We start from the raw sequence: 17606 nt of genomic DNA on the forward strand, positions 1-17606 counted from the left end.
GTTACGGGGTCAAGTCGAAGGTGACCAGCCCGTTGCTGTGCGGGGTGATGAGCAGGGTGCCGTCGGCGGTGTTGACCGGCGTGACCAGGTCGATGCCGAACATGAGCGGATCACCGGCGACGGCGGCGGCGTACTGCTTGACCATCCGCACCCCCGACAGGGTGGAGCCGTCCCACTGCACCGCGTTCGAGGAGTACTTCATGACGCCGGCGCCCGGCCGGGAGAACGCCGTCCCCAGCACCAGCTTGCCGCCCGCCGTGTAGCCGGTGCCGGCGATCTCGTTCGTGGTCGTGTAGACGGTGTCGGCGTTGTAGTCGGCGGCGGCGGCGCCGGTCGCGTCGTACAGCGCCCACTGATGGTCTTCGGCATCCCACGCGAGGGCGAGCCCGGTCGCGTCGAGGATGTCCTCCAGCGAGGGCAGGAACACACCAGAAGCCATGGTCCTACTTCTCCTTCCGGCGGTTGACGGTCGTCTTGGCGGCGATCGGCGCCACGGTCACATCGGCGCTGCCCGGCGGCAGATCAGGCGGCACCGGATGGCCGGACACGACGGCGCCGAGCGCCTCCAGCCCGGCCCGGAAGGCGGTCGCCTCCCGACCCAGCGCCTCCAGCTCGGCGCGGGCGGCGGCGAGCGCACCCTCCAGGCGGGCCCGCTCCTCAAGGTCCTCGCCCGCGTCCTTGCCATCGGCCAGGATCGGGGCGGCCAGCCGCTGCTCCAGGCGCGGGATGGTGATGGTCTGGAGTTTGACGATGGCCGCCTCACGGCGCAGCCAGGTGCGCACGTCCTCCAGCCGGTTGGCCGCCTCCACCTTGGCCTGCTTGGCGGCCACGATGCGGGCCCGGTCCCCGGAGGCGACCGCCTCGCTGAAACGCTCCTTGGCGTCCTGGTGGTTGTCCTCGAACGGCTTCAGCGCCTCCAGCAGGCCCAGTTCGGCCTGGAGCGCGGCGATGCCGCGCCGGATGATTCTCTTGGCCATCTCTACTCTCGCTCCTCGGTGATGCCGACCCACGGGTTGACGCGGAGGTGGGGCAGGATGACGTGCGCGTCCTGCCCCGACCACCGCATCCGCACCCGCTGGTATTCGTCTCGGATGACCTTGACCCAGTGGCCGGTCACCACATCCCGGTACTCGGTGACCTGCGGTTTGACCCGGTGCGACCAGCCCTGAGGCCGGGCCGCGACCGACCGCAGCCGGGCCAGGTCCGCCTCGCTGTATCCCTGCACGGCCACGGCTGTGCCGCCTTCCTGTCGTAGAACTGGGGGCTAGAAGGGGCGGGCCATCACGTTGAACGCCACGTTCTTGCCGATCTTGGGGATGTCGGCGTCCTCGCGGATCACCGCGGTGCCGATGTGGACCGTCACTCCGCCGTTGCCTCGGGTGGCGTTGCTATTGCTGAGGTCGAGCGGCGGAGGCTCTTGCGACATCGGCGGGCCGCCGATCTTCGCGCCCTGACTGCCCAGGCCGGTGTCGCCCTTGGACCCTGGCGGGGGCGGGAGCTTCGAGCCCTGGCTGGCCAGGCCGGTGCCGCCCTTGGGCGACTTCTTCCCCCCAGGCTTCGACGATCCGCCCGACAGGGCCGCATCGGCCGCTTGGGCCAGCACAGCGGTCAGATCATTCACCGACAGCGACAGGTCACCGATGCTGCCCGTCATCGACTCCGACATGTCGGAGACGGACACGGACACGACCGATCCCCAGGACTCCATGCTGCCGCCAAGCTCACCGCTGACCGCCCGCACCGTGTCGGCCACCAGGTGGGAGCCGGTCGTCCACCCTTCGACCAGCTGCCCGCCCACCTCCCCGACCTGGCCGATGGTGGAGGTGAGGCTGCCAGTGTGGCCGAGCGTGGATTCGAGGCCGCGCAGCACGCCGTCCATGCCGCTCACCAGCTCGGTGCTGGCGGCATCAACCGTCTCGCCCACGCGGGTGATGCGCGTAGCGGCCTCGCGCGAATACAGCTCCATGCCGAAGTCGTCGGCGACCCGGCCGAGGATGTCGACCGCCCGCGAGCGGTAGCGGCTCGCGTACGGGATGAACGCCTCGCGCCCCGCCTCGCCGTACACGGTGTTGGAGTGGGGCAGGAACGTCGCCTCGCTGGCGACATCCGGTGGCGGCGCCATCGACGAGCCGCCCATGACACCGCCGGCCGCCATGTACTTGACGCGGCCGTCGCCCGATTGGATGCCGCCGCGCGCGTACTTGGAGGCCTTCGCCAGTGCAGCCGCTTTGCCGGTCTTCGACGAGTAGATCGTCGTCACGTGGACGGTCTTGTCCTGGAGCGAGTCCAGCGCCGCCTTGGCCCGCTTCACGCTCTCCTGGAGCTGGGCTATCTCCGCCTTCAGCGCGGACTTGCGCTCCTTGGTCAGCTCCGGGTCCTTGAGCTCCTTGCGCGCATCGGCCAGCCGGGACTGCAGGGCGGTGATGTCCGTGACGACGTTCGACTTGTACTCGGCGATGAGGGCGGGGTCGCCGAGCTGTCGCAGCGCCTCGCCCTTGGCCGCCACCAGCTTGTCGATCTCGGCGTTGATCTGTGCCCGGCGTTCCTTGGTCAGGTTCGGGTCGTCGAGCAGCGTCATCGCCACGTCGAGTTTCTGCTGGATGTCGACGATGTCGGCCTTCAGCCGGACGACGCGGGCCGCCTCGTCAGCGGCCTGTTTGAACTCCCGCAGCTTGGCGATCCCAGCGTCGGCACCTGCGACGATCTTCTTGCCGAGGCCTTCCATGCCGGGGACGTGCGTCAACGCCTGGCCGATGTTGCGCACCACGGTCAGCACGCCGGTGCCGACATCGGTGACGACGCCGACCACGCCGGCCATGCGCTCGGTGATGACCGCTCCCGAGGTGACGACCGCGTTTCCCAGCGTCCCGAAGAACTCGATCACTCGGCCGAGCCCGTCGACCGCGAGGGGGATCACGTCCAGCAGCCCGTTGAGCACGGCGCCGATGGTGGATCGGTTCTCGCTGACGATCCGGCCGAGGTCGGTGAACTCTTCTCCGAGGTCGGACAGCAGGCCCTTGATGTCGAGGCCCTGGAGCACGTCTCCGAAGCCGCCCATCAGCGATGGGATCGAATCGCCAAGATTTTTTAGCCCGTCTCCGGCGTCGCGGAGGAACTGCTCCAGCGGTACGCGCGCTTCCTCGAAGCCTTCGCGCAGGTTGGGACCGATGTCCTTGCCGACCTCGCGGGCCTGGACTCGCGCCTCGTCCAGCACCGACAGCAGCGGCTGGGAGGCGTCCTGCATCTCCAGGGTCAGATCGCGGGCGAGCTCCTGGAACTGCGACTGCAGCTCTTTGGCCTGCTTGTTCGCGGCCTCGACGCGCTTCTTCTCGGCCGCCGACCACGACTTGTCGATCTCCTGGACGTAGAACAGGGACTGCACGCCGAGGGTGGTGAGCTTGGCACCGATCCCGGCGACGATCGCGCCGCCCATCGCGGCGCCGACCGCCGGCCCCACCACCGCCGCGACGCCGCCGAGTGCGCCGATCAGGACAGGCCCGCCGGTTGTCCGGACCGCCGCCGCGAGAGCACCGCCGACCGATTCGGCGAACCCTCCCAGCTTGGAGGCCATGCCGCGCGTGTCGAGATCCACGTCCACGCTGGGCGCGACCCGCCGGCCGTCGATCTGGTCCAGCTCGCTGTCGATCGTCTGCAGCGCGGCGAGCGCGCCGGCGATCTCGGCGTCCACCTCGATGTCGATCTCGCCGTACTTCAGCAGCTCGGCGGCCTGATCTCCGACGTCGGACAGGGCGTCCGACGCGCTGCGGGCCATGCTGGTGAAGGCCTTGGAGACGGTGGATTCCATGCGCGCCGTCGACTTGGCGGCCGATGATTCGAGCCGGTTCAGGCCCTTCTCGGTCTGGTCGACGCCGCGTTGGAATCCCTTGTCGTCGGCGTCGATGAGAGCGACCAGCTGGCCCACTGTGAGCGGCATGACATCACCGCCCTTCGGGAGCTAGGCCGTGCTGATGAAGTCGGCGGCTCGTTCGCCGCTCAGATCCAGCGGTTCGCGTGCGACCACGGTTCGGTACAGGGAGCCGGTGGACAGGCCTTCGAGGAGGGTCCAGAACTCACGCCAGGTCAGGCTCGCGATCGCTTTCGGCTTGAGCTTGTACTCGCGGCGGAAGTCCGCCTCGATGAGCGGCCAGTACCGGCGGATTCTTCGCTCGTCGGCGTCGAGCTCTCCGAGTCCTCCGGACCCTCCGGGGCTTTTCCCAGGGCCGTCGCCTCCCGGTCCGCCGCTTCTCGAGCCTCGATCCGCTCATACGCTTCGCGGAAGCTGATCGGCCGGCCGCGGCCGCACGCGACCCCCCACGTCAGCACGGTCTTGAACTCGCGGCTGCCCATCCCGGCCGCCACCCACGTGTCGAGCACGTCGGTGCCGAACAGTTCCCCGAGCAGCATCCGGAAGGTCTGCTCGTCGTTGCCGTTGCTGGCCCGGGCCAGCCTCTCGTCGAACGAGATCGGCAGATCGGCCGGCCGGCGCACCCGCGTGCCGCGGATCGTGACCGTCGGGGACACGCGCAGGACCTCGTCCCAGAACGCGTCCCACGATTCGCCCTCGGCCTCCTGGGGGTCGTCGACGTCGTCGTGCACGTCGGCATGGGCATCGTCGGCGACGTCGTCGTGCGCCTCGTCGTGCACGTCGTCGTTCGGGGTCTCCTGCATCAGGTCACCGGGGCGGTGCTCGACAGGCCGCTCTTGGTGATCGTGGCTGCCCAGCCGCTCTTGGCGTTGGTGTCGCCGCCGTTCTCGCCGAGGGAGAAGGTGCACTTCCAGATCCGCCACACGGTCTGCGTGGGGTGGCGGAACCGGATCCGGCCGAGGCTGGCCGCCCCGACCTTGTCCTCGCCGGCCATCTCCTCCACGCGGGCGCGGCCCGGCTGCAGTTCGCCGGTCGTGTCGTCGCGCAGCTCCTGGCCGGCCAGGCTCATCGAGGCGCCGCGCTGCATGACCTCCTGCTCGTAGGCGCCCTCGCTCTCGAAGTCGGTGGTGTCGGCCGTCTCCTCGTTCTCGCCCCGGTTGAAGGTGGCGCTCGCGAGGTTCTCGATGGCCAGCCAGCTGTCCGGGGTGGAGTCTTCGACCTGGACGATGATGTCGCGCGCGTTGATCCGCCGCTGGGTCATGGTGGGCGCCTCCTCAGTTAGACGCGGTGTGGGGTTGGGCGCTGCAGGTCGCAGCGGAAGTTCACCGACCAGTTCGGCCGGTCGTTGCCGTCGCGGTCCATCCAGATCGGGCCGGCCTGGGCGCCGACCATCAGCTCCAGCCAGGTGCCGCCCGGCAGCGTGCGGTTGCTCAGGCCGTGCAGATGGTCGTAGACGGCCTGGGCGTCGTTCTCGACGGTGGTGAGGTCGTCGGTGGGGCCGCGCAGCCGGAACTGCAGCCGGATCTCGTCCCAGGGGTTCTTGGAGTCGGACGGGGGCCCGGGGTAGCGGGCGATCGCCATGCACCTGTCGGGTGCTGCCGGCAGCGTGTTGAGGTAGATGGTGCCGTCCAGGCCGTAGGTGCCCAGGCCGAGCTCGGCCGCCAGGAGGCCGAACTCCTCCAGCAGCGTCACCCCAGCTCCTGGTTGATCGCGGCGCCGATGATGCGCAGCAGCTCGTCCTGCTCCGCCAGGAAGGGGCCCTCCAGGTACTTGGCGCTCTTGCCCGGGTCGTGGCCGAGGTCGAGGTTCTCGTGCTGCCAGATGGCGTACGGGCCGTCGAAGCTGACGGCGCCCTGCAGCGTGGCCGGGTCCGAGACGGCCAGGCCGCTCTCCACCAGGTCGTAGTACTCGATCGGGGTGTAGACCAGCGCCTCGTCCAGCAGATGCTCGACCGCCCGCTGCAGGCCTCGGCCGGCGGCCTCGTGCGCGCGCGCCTTGATCGCGGCGCCGTTGAAGGTCATCTTCGCCCCGCTCATGTCAGCGTCACCTCCAGGTGGTCCCGGCCGCTGCGGATCGCGCTGTCGCGCCGGTTGGCGGTTATGACCAGCGCGGTGCGCCCCGACGGCAGTGTGATCTTCGACTTGGGCGGGATCTCCTCCGGCCCCTGGTCGCAGTAGAAGGTGGCCTCCGAGACGACCTCGTCGCCGGCGGCGTCGCGGACCAGCTGCCGTTTGTCCTCGGCGTAGCCGCGGCGGGAGAACGGTGCCCCGTAGACGCTGCCGGTCGGGCCCGCGCCGAGGTACGGCTGGACGGTGACGGTGTGGCGCTTCAGGTGTTCCGGCAGCGCCATCGGCTACTCCGGGGTGCCGCCCGGCTCGGCCGAGCCGGGCGGTTCGGCCACGCGCCAGCCGCCGGTCTCCTCGAGGGCGGCCACGCCGAGGCGGGTGTCCTCGTAGGTGCCGTTGAGAACGTGGACCCGCTCGACGACCTGGCCGTGCTCGTCGACGCGCTCGTAGCGGCCCATCAGTCGAGCACCGCCGTGGTGACCGCGCTCGGCGTGGTGCCGGCGTAGTCGATGTGGACGGTGCCGTCGGCCTGCCGGAACTCCGGCCCGAACGGCCCGTACAGCCGGTGCTCGCCGGCGGGGATGGAGCCGCCGCCGTCGGCCACGGCGCGCTGGCCGCGCCCGACCGTCGCGGGGGTGGGGAAGGTGACGGTGAGCGCGGCGTCGTCTCCGTTCAGGATCCACACCTTGCGGGTGGCGGTCCACACGAAGCTGTTGCCGTCGGTGAGCTCGGCCGGGCTGTCCACGGCGGCCAGGTTGATGCCGTCCTCGCTGGAGGCGACAGCGGTCAAGGCAGTGCGTGCCATCGTCAGATCTCCTCGATGTTGGACTGCTGCAGCATGGCCTTCGCCTGGTCGACCGCTCGGCCCAGCGACTCGGGGTCGACGTGCGACTCCAGGCGGACCCTGACGGTCAGCGCCGGAGCGTCCTCGATGTCGGCGGCCAGCTGAATGTCTTCGACGAGAGACGGCGCGGCGGCCGCCACCAGGTGCACCACATCGGCCGGAAAGAACTTCGCCTCCAGCAGCTCGTCGCGGTAGGCGGCCAGGCGCTGTGCCGTGGTCAGTTCGGGCATGGGGTTCCTCGGGTGTCAGGTACGGGCTCGGTAGAAGCCGAGCGTGGCCAGGTCGCTGGTCGAGAGGTTCATGCCGGGCACGTGCCACTTCACCGACCAGTCGCCGAGCCGCTCGGACTCCGCGCCGGCGAAGTTGGACCAGCCGGCCTGGGCCAGCCGCAGGCACATCCCCTTGATGTCGTCCGGGATCGGGTCCCAGCCGGCGGTGTAGGTGACCTCGACCGCGCGTTCGATGCACGGCCAGCACGAGCGCAGGCGGCGCAGCTTGCCGTAGCGCGACCACCGGTAGTCGGTGTCGGCCACCAGGTCCTCGGCCGCCTCGTCGAGGTCGTCGATCACGCTCACCGACGCGACCGCGGTGACCGGCCAGCGGGGCAGCAGCAGCACGGGGGTGCCGGTGCCGTCCAGCTCGGCCGTGGACTCGCTCAGCGTCAGCGACTGGCCGAGCTCGCGGTCCATGTCGCCGGTGGCGATCGCCAGCAGCAGGTTGGCCTTCGTGGTCTCGGCCTCGCTGAACGGGTCGTCGCCGCGCCCCAGGAGCACGGCGAGCTCGTCCGCGGTCGCGTAGGCCATCAGCTGGCCGGCGGCGTCTCGGTCTTGCCCTTGCCGTCAGGGCCAGGCGGCTGCTCTTCCTTCTTCTCGGTCTTGCCCTTGTCGTCAGGGCCGGGCGGCGGCTGCTCTTCCTTCTTCTCCGTCTTGGCCCCGGCGCGGCCGCGGGTCCTGGCGGGGGCCGCCGGCCGGGTGGCCACGCCGTCCTCGTCGACCGCCCGCGCCACGCCGGCGGCGATCAGCGCCTTGGCCTTGTCCGGCGGGAAGTTGGCCCGCTGGCCCGGCGCCACGCTGAGCTCGCTGTCGGCGTACAGCTTGATCATCTCGACTTTCACCACGGTCTCCTCAGGTGGTGCCGGGCCTGGACGGAGTGGGGTTCGGTGCCGCCCAGGCCCGGGGCTTCGGTTAGGACAGCGGCTTCTTGCGGCCGCGGGAGCGCAGCACGGTGGCCGCGCACGGCAGGGTCGGCGTGGTGCCGGCCTTCGCGGTGATCGACACCCGGATGTAGCGCTTGATGCCCTTGTAGCCGATCTTGTGGATCTGGTCGTCGTTGGCGGCGGTGATGACAGGCTCGGTGCCGTCGAGGTCGTCGGCCGCCACGGCGGTGAACGTGCTGTTGTCGTCGGACTCCTGCACCTTGAACGTCAGCGACGCACCGGCGCCGGTGATGGCGCCGGCCTCGATGACGACCACCGCGGCGTCGTAGCCCGCCAGGTCGACACCGGCCCCGTTGACGGGGACGGCGGGGTCGGCCTGGCTGGCGGCCGCCAGCGTGCGGACGACGCCGATGTTGTTCTTCAGGTCCAGCCTGGACATGATCGATCAGCCTTCCTTCTGGCTCGGATGGGAGAGATGGCCGATCACGCGCCCACTTCGGCCTGCAGACGGATGAACGGCTCCTCCAGGACCGGCATGGCGTCGATCTCCTGCCGGCCGATGAAGCCGATCTGGTTCTTCTCGGCGTACAGCTCGACCAGCCGCTGCACCTCGAACGCGAGGGTGTCGACGATCCAGTAGTAGCTGAAGTCGCCGAGCATGCCGATGTACGCCTCGTCGGTGATGGCGTTGGGCACCCACTCCGACAGCACGTAGGGGATGTCGAGGATGGTGTCGGGCCGGTCGCCTGCCAGGCCGGCCTGCCAGATGTAGACGTTGTTGGCGTCCTTCAGCTTGCGCACCTCGGCCAGCACTTCGCGGTGGAACAGCCAGCGCGCCCGGGCGTGATAGCCCGCCTTGAGTGCGTACTTCGCGTCGATCAGGCCGTCGGCGGCCGCGCCGGCGGTGTTGTCCAGCCCACCGGAGCCGTTGATCTTGATGTCGCGGTCACGGTCGGTGGAGATGCCCTGGGCCGAGGCGGTGAACAGGCCGAGCGGCTTCTGGTTGCCGTCGCCGGTCATGAACGCCTTCTCCGTGGTGACGCCGAACTTGTAGGTGAGGCGGTCGCGAACGATCGTCTCGGGGTTCAGCGTGGCCCGGCGCAGCAGCGTGCGGGAGATCTTGACGCGCTTGGCCAGCGGGTGCGGCCGCAGCTCGCGGCCGCCGAACCGGAGCGCGTCGTCCTGGCTGCCGGTGCCGATCTCGGACGTCCAGTCGGCGTCGTTGAGGTCGGTGTCCAGCGTGGGCACGCCGAGGGACTCGCCCTGGGTCAGAGTCATGACGGTGGCCAGACCGCGCAGCGGCACCGCGTCGTCCAGGCCCTTGATGAGCTGCTCGACCCACTGCTGCGGGGCGACGAGGTAGCCGCCCTCGGGGTCGGTCCCCATGCCGAGGGCGCGGGCCTGGTCGCCGTTGAGGCCGGCCCGGCCGTCGCGCAGGAAGGTGCGCCAGGCGGTAGCGGCCCGCTCGGCCTGGTCGCCGCCGGCGCCGGGCGCCGGGTCGGGCTTGGGCGGGTTGCCGTCGGCGACGCGCTTCTCCAGCGCGCGGGCCTGCTCCTCCCGCTCGATGGTGGTCTCCAGCCGGTCGGCCTGCTCCATGAGCCGGTCGAACTCGGCCTCCTCCTCGCCGGTCATGGACCGGGACGCCGCCTGGGCGACGTCGAGGATGCCGCGCGCCTGCTTGGCCAGCTTGGCGCGCTCCTGCTTCATGGCGTTGATGTCCACGCCTGCCTCCTGGTTCGTGATGCGGACAGCCGCCAGCGCAGGACCGGCCGGGCCCCGGGGGCGGAGATCGTGACGTCTTACAGGGATGCTTCGAGCGCGCGCAGCCGGCGCGCTCTCTCGGCCGCCGACGCCGGCGGCGCGGGCGGGACGCGCGGCGCGGCCGGTGCCGGCAGCAGCGCCTCCAGCGAGGTGATGGCCTGCCGCACGGCGCGCTCGTCGACGGGCTCGGTGCGGCCGCCGAGCGTCAGCGCCCGGGCCAGCGCCAGCGACCGGTCAGGGTCGGCGACCGCACCCGGATCCATCGGGAGCGGAACCACCGAGATCTCGTACAGCTCCCACCGCTCCGGCACGCCGGTGTCCCAGTCGATGCCGTAGGCACCGAACCCGATGGAGACGGCGTTGAGGAAGCGGCCGCGTATCTTCCGGTCGACGGACCGGGCGAAGTCGTCCTCCAGGTCGAACAGGATGTCGGCGCGCAGCGCGTCTCCGTCGACGCGCACGTTGTCCGCACGGCCGATCGGCAGCGACTCGCGCCCCCAGTAGTCGTGCCCGTACATGACGACCGGGTTGGCCTGATAGCGCTCCAGGTCGGCGCCGGACATCTGCAGGTCCAGGCCGTCCGCCTTCAGTCCGGCGGTCGCCGCGACGAACGGGATCGGCCCGTCGCCGGCCGCGCGCTCGAGGTCGGCGTAGCCGCGCAGGTGCAGCCGCTTCATGGAGCTTCCCCCTTCTCGCCCTGCTTCTCGTCGGAGACCGATGTGTGCACGTGGATGGACAGGGCCACCACGTGCTTGGTGGCGCCGTGGTGGCAGGAGACCGCCGCCTTGTCGTCGACGCCTTCAGCGTCCAGGGTGCGGACGAAGGCCCTCAGCGCCCCTGCGCTCATGCTCCCCTGATGCGGGGGATCGCTCCGGATGTACAGCGACGTCGTCTGGGAGCGTCTGACCTCAGCCATCGTGGAGCACCTCCTCGATCGGGACGGTCTCCATTCGCGTGGCCGCGTCGCGCAGGGCCTGGGCGATGCCGCGGCGAAGGGCCTCCATATCCAAGGAGAGCCCGAGAACGCCCTCACCCGGCGTAGCAGTGACGGGCACTTCCGCCTCGCCGATCTCCATCTCGGGACCGTCCCCGGCCCGCAGGTAGAGCGGCACTTTGGCGACGGTGAAGGTCATACGGGACTCACCTGGCAATCACATCCGGGGTGCAGCGGCGGGTGGTGGATGGCCCGGCCGGGCTTCATCTTCGAGTCCCCCTCGGTGAGGGTGCTGCCGGCGGGGATGAACGGGGTGTCGATCGGGACGGTGGCGCCGTCCAGCGATGCGCAGAACGGGCAGTCCTCCGCCCCGAACGTGGTCCATCGGAGCTCGGCCACGCCGGCCTCGCGCCACACCTCGCGGGCGGCCGCGCTGGGCAGTTGGACCGCCTGCCAGCGGGCGATCCGTTCGGGCCGGGTGGCCACCCAGTCGGCCAGCCGGCCGCGCACGGCGGCCGCCGTGTCGCCGCCGAGCTGCACCAGCGCGGTCAGCTGGCCGAGCTGTGAGGCCATCCGGTAGCCGACGTGCGCGGCGACGTAGGCCGCCACCCACGTGCTGAGGTCGACGGGCTCCTCGTGGGCGACCTCGGCGGCGGCCTCCTCGGCGATCGCGGCGGCGAGCTCGGCCAGGATCGGCATCCAGGCGTCGATCGTCTCCTGCCGGATCTCGCCCTCGTACAGCGCCTCCAGCTCGGCGAGGAAGGTCGACGTCGACCCGCCGGCGTCGAGCGCGTCGGCGAGCCGGCCCACCGTGACCTGCTCGCGCTCGGCGAGCTCGCGGTCGGCGGCCAGCAGCTGCTCGGCGTACACCGCGGCGATCGCGCGCCGGGCCTCGATGCTGCGACTGCCTCGCCGGCGCAGCCCTCGCGGGTCGTCGTCCGGGTCGTCGTCGGGCGGGTCGTCGTCGGGCGGGTCGTCGTCGGGCGGCGGCGCCGGCGGCTCCGGGGCGGGCGGCGGCATCGCCGCCTCCTTCGGGGTCGGCGCGGGCTTCATGTTGAGCGGCACCAGGTACACCTCACCACGCCCGTCCGGGAGCGGGTTCATGTTCTCCATCTCGGCGACGTCGTCGGCCGACAGCCAGCCCCAGTTACGGCCGAGCGCGTACGCCTCGTACCTGGTCTTGATGTCGCCGCGCAGGAGCGCGTCGACCAGGTGCTCGGCGAAGAACGTGCCGCGCTCCGCCGAGGTGAGCAGCCGGGTGAAGATGGCCTGCTCCCAGCGCACGAGCCAGATGCGCAGCGCCGATGCGACGTAGTCGATCTGCTGGTGCTCGATGTTGGAGAACGTCGCGCGCTCCAGGTCGCCGATCTTGTGCGGCGGCAGCCGCAGCCAGCGCGCCATCTCGGTCACCTGGAACTTGCGGGTCTCCAGGAACTGCGCGTCCTCCGGCGGAATGCCGATCGCTTCCCACTCCAGGCCCTCTTCCAGGATGGCCACCCGGTGCGCCTGGTCGAGGCCCTGGTGCATGTTCTCCCAGTCGATCTTCAGCCGCTTGTTCGCGTCCGGCGAGAGCCTGCCCGGGGTCTTGAGCACACCGCCCGGGCGCGCATTGTTGGAGAACAACTTGCTGCCGTAGGTCTCGGCCGCCACGCCCAGGCCGAGGGACTGCCGTGCCATGCCAACCACCGAGTAACCGGTGATGCCGTCGCCGCCGAGGCCCTTGACGTGCAGGACCTCGTCGGGGTGCAGCATGGCGCGGATGCCGTTGACCTCGTCGGTGTAGCGGTACATGAGCGTCATCCGGCCGGGCCCGGTGCGGGTGATCTCCGGCTTGCACCGATCCGGGCGCAGCGGCCAGAGCTCGGTCACCTCGCCGGCGCCGTTGCGCACGATGTAGCCGTAGCCGTCGCCCCAGGTGAGCGCGTGTCCCTGCAGCGTCTCGCGCAGCCCGACCGAGGTCATGTACGGGTTGGGCTGGTCGTGCAGCAGCGGGTAGAGCGGGTGCTCGCTGGCGCGGCGCTTGCCCCGGGCCAGCCGTTCGTAGGTGATGAGCGGCAGCGAGGCGACGTCCTCGGCGATCACGCGGACGCCGGCGAAGAACGGCGCGTAGTGCAGCGCCGTCTCCTCCGAGACCCACACGCCGGCGCTGGTGGCCGAACCGCCGGCGAACCATTCCTCGACCCACTTCTCCGGGGTCGCGATGCCCGACGGGGCCATGAGCGCGGCGCGCACGTGGGAGCGGATGAGCCCCATGTCAGCGGCTCCTCTGCTCGGCGGCCGCGGTGCGGCGGACGGCGGCGACCTCGACGGCGACGACGAGCGCCAGGAGCAGGCCGCCGTGCGCGACCAGCGCGACGCCGATGCCGTACACCAGGGCCAGGCCGACGGTGATGGCCAGGATGGCCCACCCGACCAGGACGTCGACCGCATCGACCGCGCCGAGGACTCGGCGGAGCTGCTGCACCACGGTGCACCCCCTCACAGCACGGTCAGGCCGCGCGTCTCGTACACCGATTCGGTCTCGCCGCCGCGGCGGCGGCCGTCGATCCCGTACAGCAGCGTGACCATGCCGTCGATGCGCTTGCCCACCTTGTCGCGGTTGGGCTTGACCGGCCGCAGCCGCTCCGGGTCGTCGGCCGGGCTCTTGGCTTCCAGCGAGTCGGCCATCCAGCGGGCGACCGGGTTGGCGCCGTGCAGCAGCTCGCCGTCGTGCCGCTTCAGCAGCCGGGCCAGCTCCTTCATCGGGTCGGTCATCCGCTCGTAGGTGGTGTTCGACTCGAACATGGTCAGGTTGGTGCGCTTGACGATCTCCTGCCGGACCGGCTCGCCGCACCACTTGTCGTAGGTGACGTCGATGATCCGGAACAGCTGGTGGTCGGCCTCGACGTCGTCGTAGATGCGGTCGTAGTCGATCGTGTCGCCGTCGGTCAGGGTCACCCAGCCGTCGCTCACCCACTCCGAGAACAGGCCGCCGGTGTGCTCGTCGAGCACCGGCGCGACCGACTCGGGGCACCAGAACCGCCACCAGGTCCAGCCGTTGTCGAAGTGCAGACACCAGCTCGACAGGTCCAGCTTCGAGCTGAGGTCGAGGCCGCCCCAGCACTTGCGCCCCTCGATCTTCGGCAGGATCCACTCGGGGGTAGGGGCGACCTCGCCGATGCAGGCATCCCACAGGTCCATCGAGATGTAGCGGGTGACCTGCTGCACGCGCACATTCAGCTGGAACTGCAGGAAAGCGTTCTCCTTGAGCGAGCTCTCCCGCGCCTCGAGGGCCTGGCGCCGCATCGCCTCGCGGCTCTTGAAGTCGTCCAGCGCCGGGTTCGGCCACTTCCAGTTGCGCTCGTCGTACAGGTCCAGGCTGACCGGCAGGTCAGGGTGGCCGGCGAACAGGCGCTGCAGCCGCTCCAGCGCCTCCCGGGTCCGCGGGAACTTGCGCACGAACGCGAAGGTGTGCGGGCTACGGGCCGGGTCCTCCTGGACGCGCTCGGCGTCGTCGATCATCACCGCGCCGAACGAGGCCGAGTCGTTCGTCTCGGTCGTGATCGAGAACATCAGCTCCTGCTCGCGGGCGCCCGCCGCGGTGGTCATCGCCTGCCACAGCGACGCGTCCGGCTGGCTGAGGACCTCGTCCAGGCCGAAGCTGTGCGGGTTGTGGCCGAGCTCCTTGACGGCGTCGGCCGTGATGACCTCGTAGTGGCTGTTGCTCTTCTCGTCGACCAGGCGCTGCTGGTCCTTGAGGAACTTCAGCCGCCTGGACAGCGCCGGCGACAGCTGCACCATGCGCACGGCCGGCTCGAACACCTTGCGCGCCTGGATCTTGTCGGCGGCCGCCGAGTACACCTCGGCGAACTCCTCGTCGTCGCCGACGAGCATGTAGAGCTGAATCGCCGCGGCGATCTCGCTCTTGCCGTTCTTGCGGGCGACAACGATGTGCGCGACGCGGTAGCGGCGGACGTAGCGTTCCCACTCGGCCGACCAGACGACCTCGCCGAACAGCGGCCGGGCGATCTCGTGCTCCTGCCAGAACTTCAGCAGGAAGGGCTTGCGCCGGTGCGGGCCCTTGGTGAAGACGAGCAGCTGGGCGCAGAAGAACACGAACCGGTCGGCGCGCGGCTCGCAGTAGTGCGCGCCGCGCTTCGAGCAGGTCTTGCCGCGCAGCGTGTACCCGCACACCGGGCCCCGGCGGTCGGCCGGCCGCCACCTGCGGTCGTGGTTCGGCGGCCGCCGCTCAGGTGAGGAGGTCCTCCGTCGGGTCACGGTGACCGCCCCCTCCGATGCGCAGCTGCGAGCGGTCCGACGGCGTCAGCCCGAACCTCGCGCCGTACCGCTGGACCTGGGCGTCGGCCTCGTTGAGCACGAGCGTCCAGGGGTTCTTCTGCAGCCGGTGGCCGAGCACGTTGCCGAGCGGGTCCACGATCGGCACCCGGTGCACCTCGCCGTGGGCCGCCAGCTCCTTGACGGCCCGGCGCCGGCGGTCGGCGGCGTCGCAGAAGATGGCGAACGCCTCGACGTCCCACGGCGTCAGGACGCCCTTGGCCTGGAGGTCGGGGGCCAGCTGGCGCCAGAGCGCGCGGGCCTTGGCGGGCAGCCAGGTCGGGATCTTGATGTCGGCGGCCGCCGGCACCGGCTCGGCGTCGTTGATCCTGTCCTTGCGGTCGCCGTGCAGCAGCCGAAGATTCGTCGGTTTCGGCGCAGGGCCACGCTTACCCACAGTAACCACCCCCCAAGATCATCTCCGGAAAACGCCTCCCGAAACCTGTCACGCTCTCTCCGGGCTCCCCCCCGCGCGTTCGGCGGTCCCCCGGCCAGGGATTCGACCCGCCCCTCCCCCGCAAGATCATCCGCGATCGTCACGCTGGGTGACGTCTGGCGAGGCCTGATCAGGCTGGTCATCATGGGGTGATGGACACCGTGACGACCATCGACGTGCCCGACTACCAGGGGCCGGCCACTCTGCGGTGCAGCGCCGAGGGCAACGACTACGACGTGAGCGTGAGCATCGTGCACTGGCGCGAGCTGTCCTACCTTGACCACTGCCTCGACGAGACGCCCTCGGTCATGCACTGCTGGCGTGCGGACGTCGAGGGTGGCGTGCCGTGGCCACCGTACGGTGAGTGCGTGCTAAGCCTGCCTGGTGGCGGCCAGGGGCGGGGCGTGCTCGGCAACGTGGCGTGGACGAGCGAGCAGCCCAAGACGTGGCGGGCCAAGCTCACGGGCGCCGGCCCGTGCCCGATCGCTGGCTAGCTCAGCGGGACCGCCACTCCTCGCGGTACTCGCGATGATCGGCATACGGCAGGGTCAGGTCGGCGAGGATCCGGCGGGCGAGATTCGACGCCTGCCACATCAACTTGTCCCCCTGACCAGCCAAGAACTTCTCGCACTGGGAGATCATCCGGCGCTTGACCTCGATGTCACCCAGCACATGAGCAGGGTCATGGCGGGCGATGTGCTCTGCCGCCTCAGCTGTGTGGGCGTCGATGTCGTTGGACGTACCGAGCACCCAGTGGTTCTTGCCACCAAGGTCCGCGCCCGTGTCCCAGTGCGCGGGCGGGGCGCAGCCCTTCACCACGGGGACGGCACGCGCGATGCGCTCGTCCTCGTCGAGGCGAGCACGCAGGAACGCGACGAGGTCATCCATGCCCGTCATGGTCCCATCAACGTGGTGTGCGCGGGTTGCCGAAGCCACCGTCGTGCCGGGCGGTCTTGCGCGAGTGGCACGGGCGGCACAGGGCCTGGAGGTTCCACTCCTCGTTGTTGGTGTTGTCCCCGTCGATGTGGTCGACGTGCTCGGACGGTGCGCTGCACGCCAGCGTCTCGCACACCGGGCGCTGCAGGCGGATGCGCTTGGACAGCTCGCGCCAGTCCTGGGTGTAGCCGAGCTGGACGGAGGAGGGGCGCGGGCCCTGGGTGCTGCGGCGTGGCGGGTGCGGGTGCTCGGCGCATCGGCCGTCGTGCACGGCCCGCTGGCCACAGCCTGCCGCTGTGCAGCGCCGTGGTGCTCGCTGGGGCATGGCCGGCCTCTCCGTGGGCAAGGGCGGCAGAGGAACTTCGCCCTGGACCTCTGCCGCCCTCTGGACCCCCATGCTCCCCGTGGGCCTCGCCAGTCCCTCGGGGTCCTGTGCATGCGAAAGCCCGGCCGCTGGGGCCGGGCTTGGGCACACGTCTCCTGGCGCACAATTAGGCCAGGTAAAGCTGGGGGCGTCAAGAGGCCGAGGGAAAGCGCTTGCCGCGTGTTGCCGGGGAGCGGCCCCGGCGAGGTCGCCAGCCCTGCGGGGAGGGCCCCGTCTCCGGGGCCCGGTGGCTATCGGCGGGGCCTGTCGCAGCCGTTGTTCTCGACGGCGAACTCGACCGCGTCTTCGGTGATCTCCTTGGCGTCCCAGAGGTCGATCAGGAGGTCGTTCTTGCCCTCCTGGCGGCCGGCCTCAAGCAGGGCCTCGACCAGGTCTTCCACTCGGTCCCGGCTGCCCTGGGCGGCGGCCTTCATGATCCGGTCGGTGATCTGGGCCATCTGCTTGTCGGTCATCTCGTCTCCCTAGTGACTGTTCCCCTTGCCGATGACCAAAGACTATCGTATCTGGCTCATCCGTCAAGCCATATATGGCTTGACGGCTACCTTGTAACCCAGTCGTGACTAAGCCGCTTGCGGCTCGATCGGGCCGCCATATCCGGTACTCTCGTGTGCGTGACTGAGAGACATGACATCGTGGGCTACGCCGAGATCATCGAGCGCGCACAGGAGGACTTCGGCGCCGGCTTCCCGGTCAGCACCGTCCGCAACTGGGAGAAGTACCGGCGCGCCTGGGTAGCCAAGGGCTCGCCGGCGCGGAGCGGGTTGCGCCCCAGGGAGATCCCCATGCCGGGCCCTGAGACGACCGTGAACGGGACGCCGGCCTGGTCCTGGACGAAGGTTCGGGAGTGGCTCATCGCCAGCGAGCGGGTCACCCCGCCCGCGGGCGAGTAGCAGCCCGGACAGCGCTTTC

Annotated in this window: 28 protein-coding genes; 2 read left to right on the forward strand and 26 right to left on the reverse strand. The window is 70.4% G+C overall.

Annotated elements, in window-relative coordinates; translation table 11 throughout:
* Nucleotide 1: 1 nt before the first annotated feature.
* The 23 genes from ACBI99_RS44685 to ACBI99_RS44795 form a co-directional block, all read right to left on the reverse strand.
* Complete coding sequence (locus ACBI99_RS44685) at nucleotides 2-439, reverse strand: hypothetical protein (RefSeq protein WP_375075293.1); 438 nt, start codon at nucleotides 437-439, stop codon at nucleotides 2-4.
* Between the two features lie 4 nt (nucleotides 440-443).
* Nucleotides 444-977: a hypothetical protein gene (locus ACBI99_RS44690; RefSeq protein WP_375075294.1), complete on the reverse strand. Its 534-nt coding sequence runs from the start codon at nucleotides 975-977 to the stop codon at nucleotides 444-446.
* A 2-nt stretch (nucleotides 978-979) separates the two neighbouring features.
* Complete coding sequence (locus ACBI99_RS44695) at nucleotides 980-1231, reverse strand: hypothetical protein (RefSeq protein WP_375075295.1); 252 nt, start codon at nucleotides 1229-1231, stop codon at nucleotides 980-982.
* 33 nt (nucleotides 1232-1264) lie between these two features.
* On the reverse strand, nucleotides 1265-3922 hold the full coding sequence (locus ACBI99_RS44700; protein WP_375075296.1) for a hypothetical protein: 2658 nt from the start codon (nucleotides 3920-3922) through the stop codon (nucleotides 1265-1267).
* Nucleotides 3923-4080: 158 nt separating this feature from the next.
* Nucleotides 4081-4668 carry a hypothetical protein gene (locus ACBI99_RS44705; RefSeq protein WP_375075297.1) on the reverse strand — a complete coding sequence of 196 codons (588 nt, stop codon included), beginning with the start codon at nucleotides 4666-4668 and terminating at the stop codon, nucleotides 4081-4083.
* A complete protein-coding gene (locus tag ACBI99_RS44710) occupies nucleotides 4668-5126 on the reverse strand; it encodes a phage tail tube protein (protein ID WP_375075298.1) in 459 nt (152 codons plus the stop codon). The genes ACBI99_RS44705 and ACBI99_RS44710 overlap by 1 nt, the downstream gene beginning before the upstream one ends.
* 17 nt (nucleotides 5127-5143) lie before the next feature.
* On the reverse strand, nucleotides 5144-5557 hold the full coding sequence (locus ACBI99_RS44715) for a minor capsid protein (RefSeq protein WP_375075299.1): 414 nt from the start codon (nucleotides 5555-5557) through the stop codon (nucleotides 5144-5146).
* Nucleotides 5554-5901 carry a hypothetical protein gene (locus ACBI99_RS44720; RefSeq protein ID WP_375075300.1) on the reverse strand — a complete coding sequence of 116 codons (348 nt, stop codon included), beginning with the start codon at nucleotides 5899-5901 and terminating at the stop codon, nucleotides 5554-5556. The genes ACBI99_RS44715 and ACBI99_RS44720 overlap by 4 nt, the downstream gene beginning before the upstream one ends.
* Nucleotides 5898-6215, reverse strand: coding sequence for a hypothetical protein (locus ACBI99_RS44725; RefSeq protein WP_375075301.1), 318 nt, complete (start codon nucleotides 6213-6215; stop codon nucleotides 5898-5900). The genes ACBI99_RS44720 and ACBI99_RS44725 overlap by 4 nt, the downstream gene beginning before the upstream one ends.
* A 3-nt stretch (nucleotides 6216-6218) precedes the next feature.
* Nucleotides 6219-6389: a hypothetical protein gene (locus tag ACBI99_RS44730; RefSeq protein ID WP_375075302.1), complete on the reverse strand. Its 171-nt coding sequence runs from the start codon at nucleotides 6387-6389 to the stop codon at nucleotides 6219-6221.
* On the reverse strand, nucleotides 6389-6736 hold the full coding sequence (locus ACBI99_RS44735; RefSeq protein ID WP_375075303.1) for a hypothetical protein: 348 nt from the start codon (nucleotides 6734-6736) through the stop codon (nucleotides 6389-6391). Before ACBI99_RS44735 ends, ACBI99_RS44730 begins: the two co-directional genes overlap by 1 nt.
* Nucleotides 6737-6738: 2 nt before the next feature.
* On the reverse strand, nucleotides 6739-7005 hold the full coding sequence (locus ACBI99_RS44740; RefSeq protein ID WP_375075304.1) for a hypothetical protein: 267 nt from the start codon (nucleotides 7003-7005) through the stop codon (nucleotides 6739-6741).
* Nucleotides 7006-7020: 15 nt separating this feature from the next.
* A complete protein-coding gene (locus ACBI99_RS44745) occupies nucleotides 7021-7578 on the reverse strand; it encodes a hypothetical protein (RefSeq protein WP_375075305.1) in 558 nt (185 codons plus the stop codon).
* On the reverse strand, nucleotides 7578-7889 hold the full coding sequence (locus tag ACBI99_RS44750; RefSeq protein WP_375075306.1) for a hypothetical protein: 312 nt from the start codon (nucleotides 7887-7889) through the stop codon (nucleotides 7578-7580). Before ACBI99_RS44750 ends, ACBI99_RS44745 begins: the two co-directional genes overlap by 1 nt.
* A 70-nt stretch (nucleotides 7890-7959) precedes the next feature.
* Complete coding sequence (locus tag ACBI99_RS44755; RefSeq protein ID WP_375075307.1) at nucleotides 7960-8370, reverse strand: hypothetical protein; 411 nt, start codon at nucleotides 8368-8370, stop codon at nucleotides 7960-7962.
* A gap of 44 nt (nucleotides 8371-8414) precedes the next feature.
* The gene (locus ACBI99_RS44760) at nucleotides 8415-9653 is read right to left on the reverse strand and encodes a phage major capsid protein (protein ID WP_375075308.1); all 1239 of its coding nucleotides are present in this window, start codon (nucleotides 9651-9653) and stop codon (nucleotides 8415-8417) included.
* Nucleotides 9654-9730: 77 nt separating this feature from the next.
* On the reverse strand, nucleotides 9731-10369 hold the full coding sequence (locus ACBI99_RS44765) for an HK97 family phage prohead protease (protein ID WP_375075309.1): 639 nt from the start codon (nucleotides 10367-10369) through the stop codon (nucleotides 9731-9733).
* Entirely contained in the window at nucleotides 10366-10539 is a 174-nt protein-coding gene (locus ACBI99_RS44770) for a hypothetical protein (protein WP_375075310.1), read from the reverse strand. The genes ACBI99_RS44765 and ACBI99_RS44770 overlap by 4 nt, the downstream gene beginning before the upstream one ends.
* Nucleotides 10540-10600: 61 nt before the next feature.
* Entirely contained in the window at nucleotides 10601-10825 is a 225-nt protein-coding gene (locus ACBI99_RS44775; RefSeq protein ID WP_375075311.1) for a hypothetical protein, read from the reverse strand.
* Nucleotides 10822-12879, reverse strand: coding sequence for a phage portal protein (locus ACBI99_RS44780; protein WP_375075312.1), 2058 nt, complete (start codon nucleotides 12877-12879; stop codon nucleotides 10822-10824). Before ACBI99_RS44780 ends, ACBI99_RS44775 begins: the two co-directional genes overlap by 4 nt.
* Before the next feature lies 1 nt (nucleotide 12880).
* Nucleotides 12881-13093 carry a hypothetical protein gene (locus tag ACBI99_RS44785; RefSeq protein WP_375075313.1) on the reverse strand — a complete coding sequence of 71 codons (213 nt, stop codon included), beginning with the start codon at nucleotides 13091-13093 and terminating at the stop codon, nucleotides 12881-12883.
* 11 nt (nucleotides 13094-13104) lie between these two features.
* Nucleotides 13105-14883, reverse strand: a complete 1779-nt coding sequence (locus tag ACBI99_RS44790) for a terminase large subunit (protein WP_375075314.1) — start codon at nucleotides 14881-14883, stop codon at nucleotides 13105-13107.
* Nucleotides 14855-15337, reverse strand: a complete 483-nt coding sequence (locus tag ACBI99_RS44795; protein ID WP_375075315.1) for a phage terminase small subunit P27 family — start codon at nucleotides 15335-15337, stop codon at nucleotides 14855-14857. Before ACBI99_RS44795 ends, ACBI99_RS44790 begins: the two co-directional genes overlap by 29 nt.
* Before the next feature lie 191 nt (nucleotides 15338-15528).
* Between ACBI99_RS44795 and ACBI99_RS44800 the strand changes: the two genes are divergently transcribed.
* Entirely contained in the window at nucleotides 15529-15870 is a 342-nt protein-coding gene (locus tag ACBI99_RS44800) for a hypothetical protein (RefSeq protein WP_375075316.1), read from the forward strand.
* 1 nt (nucleotide 15871) lies between these two features.
* Here the strand turns inward: ACBI99_RS44800 and ACBI99_RS44805 are convergent, their stop codons facing one another.
* From ACBI99_RS44805 to ACBI99_RS44815, 3 genes are all read right to left on the reverse strand, one after another.
* Nucleotides 15872-16264 carry a DUF6221 family protein gene (locus ACBI99_RS44805; protein WP_375075317.1) on the reverse strand — a complete coding sequence of 131 codons (393 nt, stop codon included), beginning with the start codon at nucleotides 16262-16264 and terminating at the stop codon, nucleotides 15872-15874.
* A 16-nt stretch (nucleotides 16265-16280) separates the two neighbouring features.
* Entirely contained in the window at nucleotides 16281-16583 is a 303-nt protein-coding gene (locus ACBI99_RS44810) for an HNH endonuclease (protein ID WP_375075318.1), read from the reverse strand.
* 344 nt (nucleotides 16584-16927) lie between these two features.
* The gene (locus ACBI99_RS44815; RefSeq protein WP_375075319.1) at nucleotides 16928-17149 is read right to left on the reverse strand and encodes a hypothetical protein; all 222 of its coding nucleotides are present in this window, start codon (nucleotides 17147-17149) and stop codon (nucleotides 16928-16930) included.
* A 159-nt stretch (nucleotides 17150-17308) separates the two neighbouring features.
* Here ACBI99_RS44815 and ACBI99_RS44820 point away from each other — a divergent pair, with 159 nt between their 5' ends.
* Entirely contained in the window at nucleotides 17309-17587 is a 279-nt protein-coding gene (locus tag ACBI99_RS44820) for a hypothetical protein (protein ID WP_375075320.1), read from the forward strand.
* Nucleotides 17588-17606 lie beyond the last annotated feature (19 nt).

The sequence above is a fragment of the Nonomuraea sp. ATR24 genome (assembly GCF_041950485.1).
In the GTDB taxonomy this organism is placed as follows: domain Bacteria; phylum Actinomycetota; class Actinomycetes; order Streptosporangiales; family Streptosporangiaceae; genus Nonomuraea; species Nonomuraea ceibae.

Excerpts from the sequence above, each read along its gene's own strand:
- ACBI99_RS44745 (WP_375075305.1), bottom strand. The coding sequence starts at position 7,578 with ATGGCCTACGCGACCGCGGACGAGCTCGCCGTGCTCCTGGGGCGCGGC.
- ACBI99_RS44685 (WP_375075293.1), bottom strand. The coding sequence starts at position 439 with ATGGCTTCTGGTGTGTTCCTGCCCTCGCTGGAGGACATCCTCGACGCG.
- ACBI99_RS44740 (WP_375075304.1), bottom strand. The coding sequence starts at position 7,005 with ATGCCCGAACTGACCACGGCACAGCGCCTGGCCGCCTACCGCGACGAG.
- ACBI99_RS44720 (WP_375075300.1), bottom strand. The coding sequence starts at position 5,901 with ATGAGCGGGGCGAAGATGACCTTCAACGGCGCCGCGATCAAGGCGCGC.
- ACBI99_RS44705 (WP_375075297.1), bottom strand. The coding sequence starts at position 4,668 with ATGCAGGAGACCCCGAACGACGACGTGCACGACGAGGCGCACGACGAC.
- ACBI99_RS44805 (WP_375075317.1), bottom strand. The coding sequence starts at position 16,264 with ATGGATGACCTCGTCGCGTTCCTGCGTGCTCGCCTCGACGAGGACGAG.
- ACBI99_RS44800 (WP_375075316.1), top strand. The coding sequence starts at position 15,529 with ATGGACACCGTGACGACCATCGACGTGCCCGACTACCAGGGGCCGGCC.
- ACBI99_RS44730 (WP_375075302.1), bottom strand. The coding sequence starts at position 6,389 with ATGGGCCGCTACGAGCGCGTCGACGAGCACGGCCAGGTCGTCGAGCGG.
- ACBI99_RS44770 (WP_375075310.1), bottom strand. The coding sequence starts at position 10,539 with ATGAGCGCAGGGGCGCTGAGGGCCTTCGTCCGCACCCTGGACGCTGAA.
- ACBI99_RS44710 (WP_375075298.1), bottom strand. The coding sequence starts at position 5,126 with ATGACCCAGCGGCGGATCAACGCGCGCGACATCATCGTCCAGGTCGAA.
- ACBI99_RS44690 (WP_375075294.1), bottom strand. The coding sequence starts at position 977 with ATGGCCAAGAGAATCATCCGGCGCGGCATCGCCGCGCTCCAGGCCGAA.
- ACBI99_RS44735 (WP_375075303.1), bottom strand. The coding sequence starts at position 6,736 with ATGGCACGCACTGCCTTGACCGCTGTCGCCTCCAGCGAGGACGGCATC.
- ACBI99_RS44775 (WP_375075311.1), bottom strand. The coding sequence starts at position 10,825 with ATGACCTTCACCGTCGCCAAAGTGCCGCTCTACCTGCGGGCCGGGGAC.
- ACBI99_RS44815 (WP_375075319.1), bottom strand. The coding sequence starts at position 17,149 with ATGACCGACAAGCAGATGGCCCAGATCACCGACCGGATCATGAAGGCC.
- ACBI99_RS44765 (WP_375075309.1), bottom strand. The coding sequence starts at position 10,369 with ATGAAGCGGCTGCACCTGCGCGGCTACGCCGACCTCGAGCGCGCGGCC.
- ACBI99_RS44780 (WP_375075312.1), bottom strand. The coding sequence starts at position 12,879 with ATGGGGCTCATCCGCTCCCACGTGCGCGCCGCGCTCATGGCCCCGTCG.
- ACBI99_RS44755 (WP_375075307.1), bottom strand. The coding sequence starts at position 8,370 with ATGTCCAGGCTGGACCTGAAGAACAACATCGGCGTCGTCCGCACGCTG.
- ACBI99_RS44725 (WP_375075301.1), bottom strand. The coding sequence starts at position 6,215 with ATGGCGCTGCCGGAACACCTGAAGCGCCACACCGTCACCGTCCAGCCG.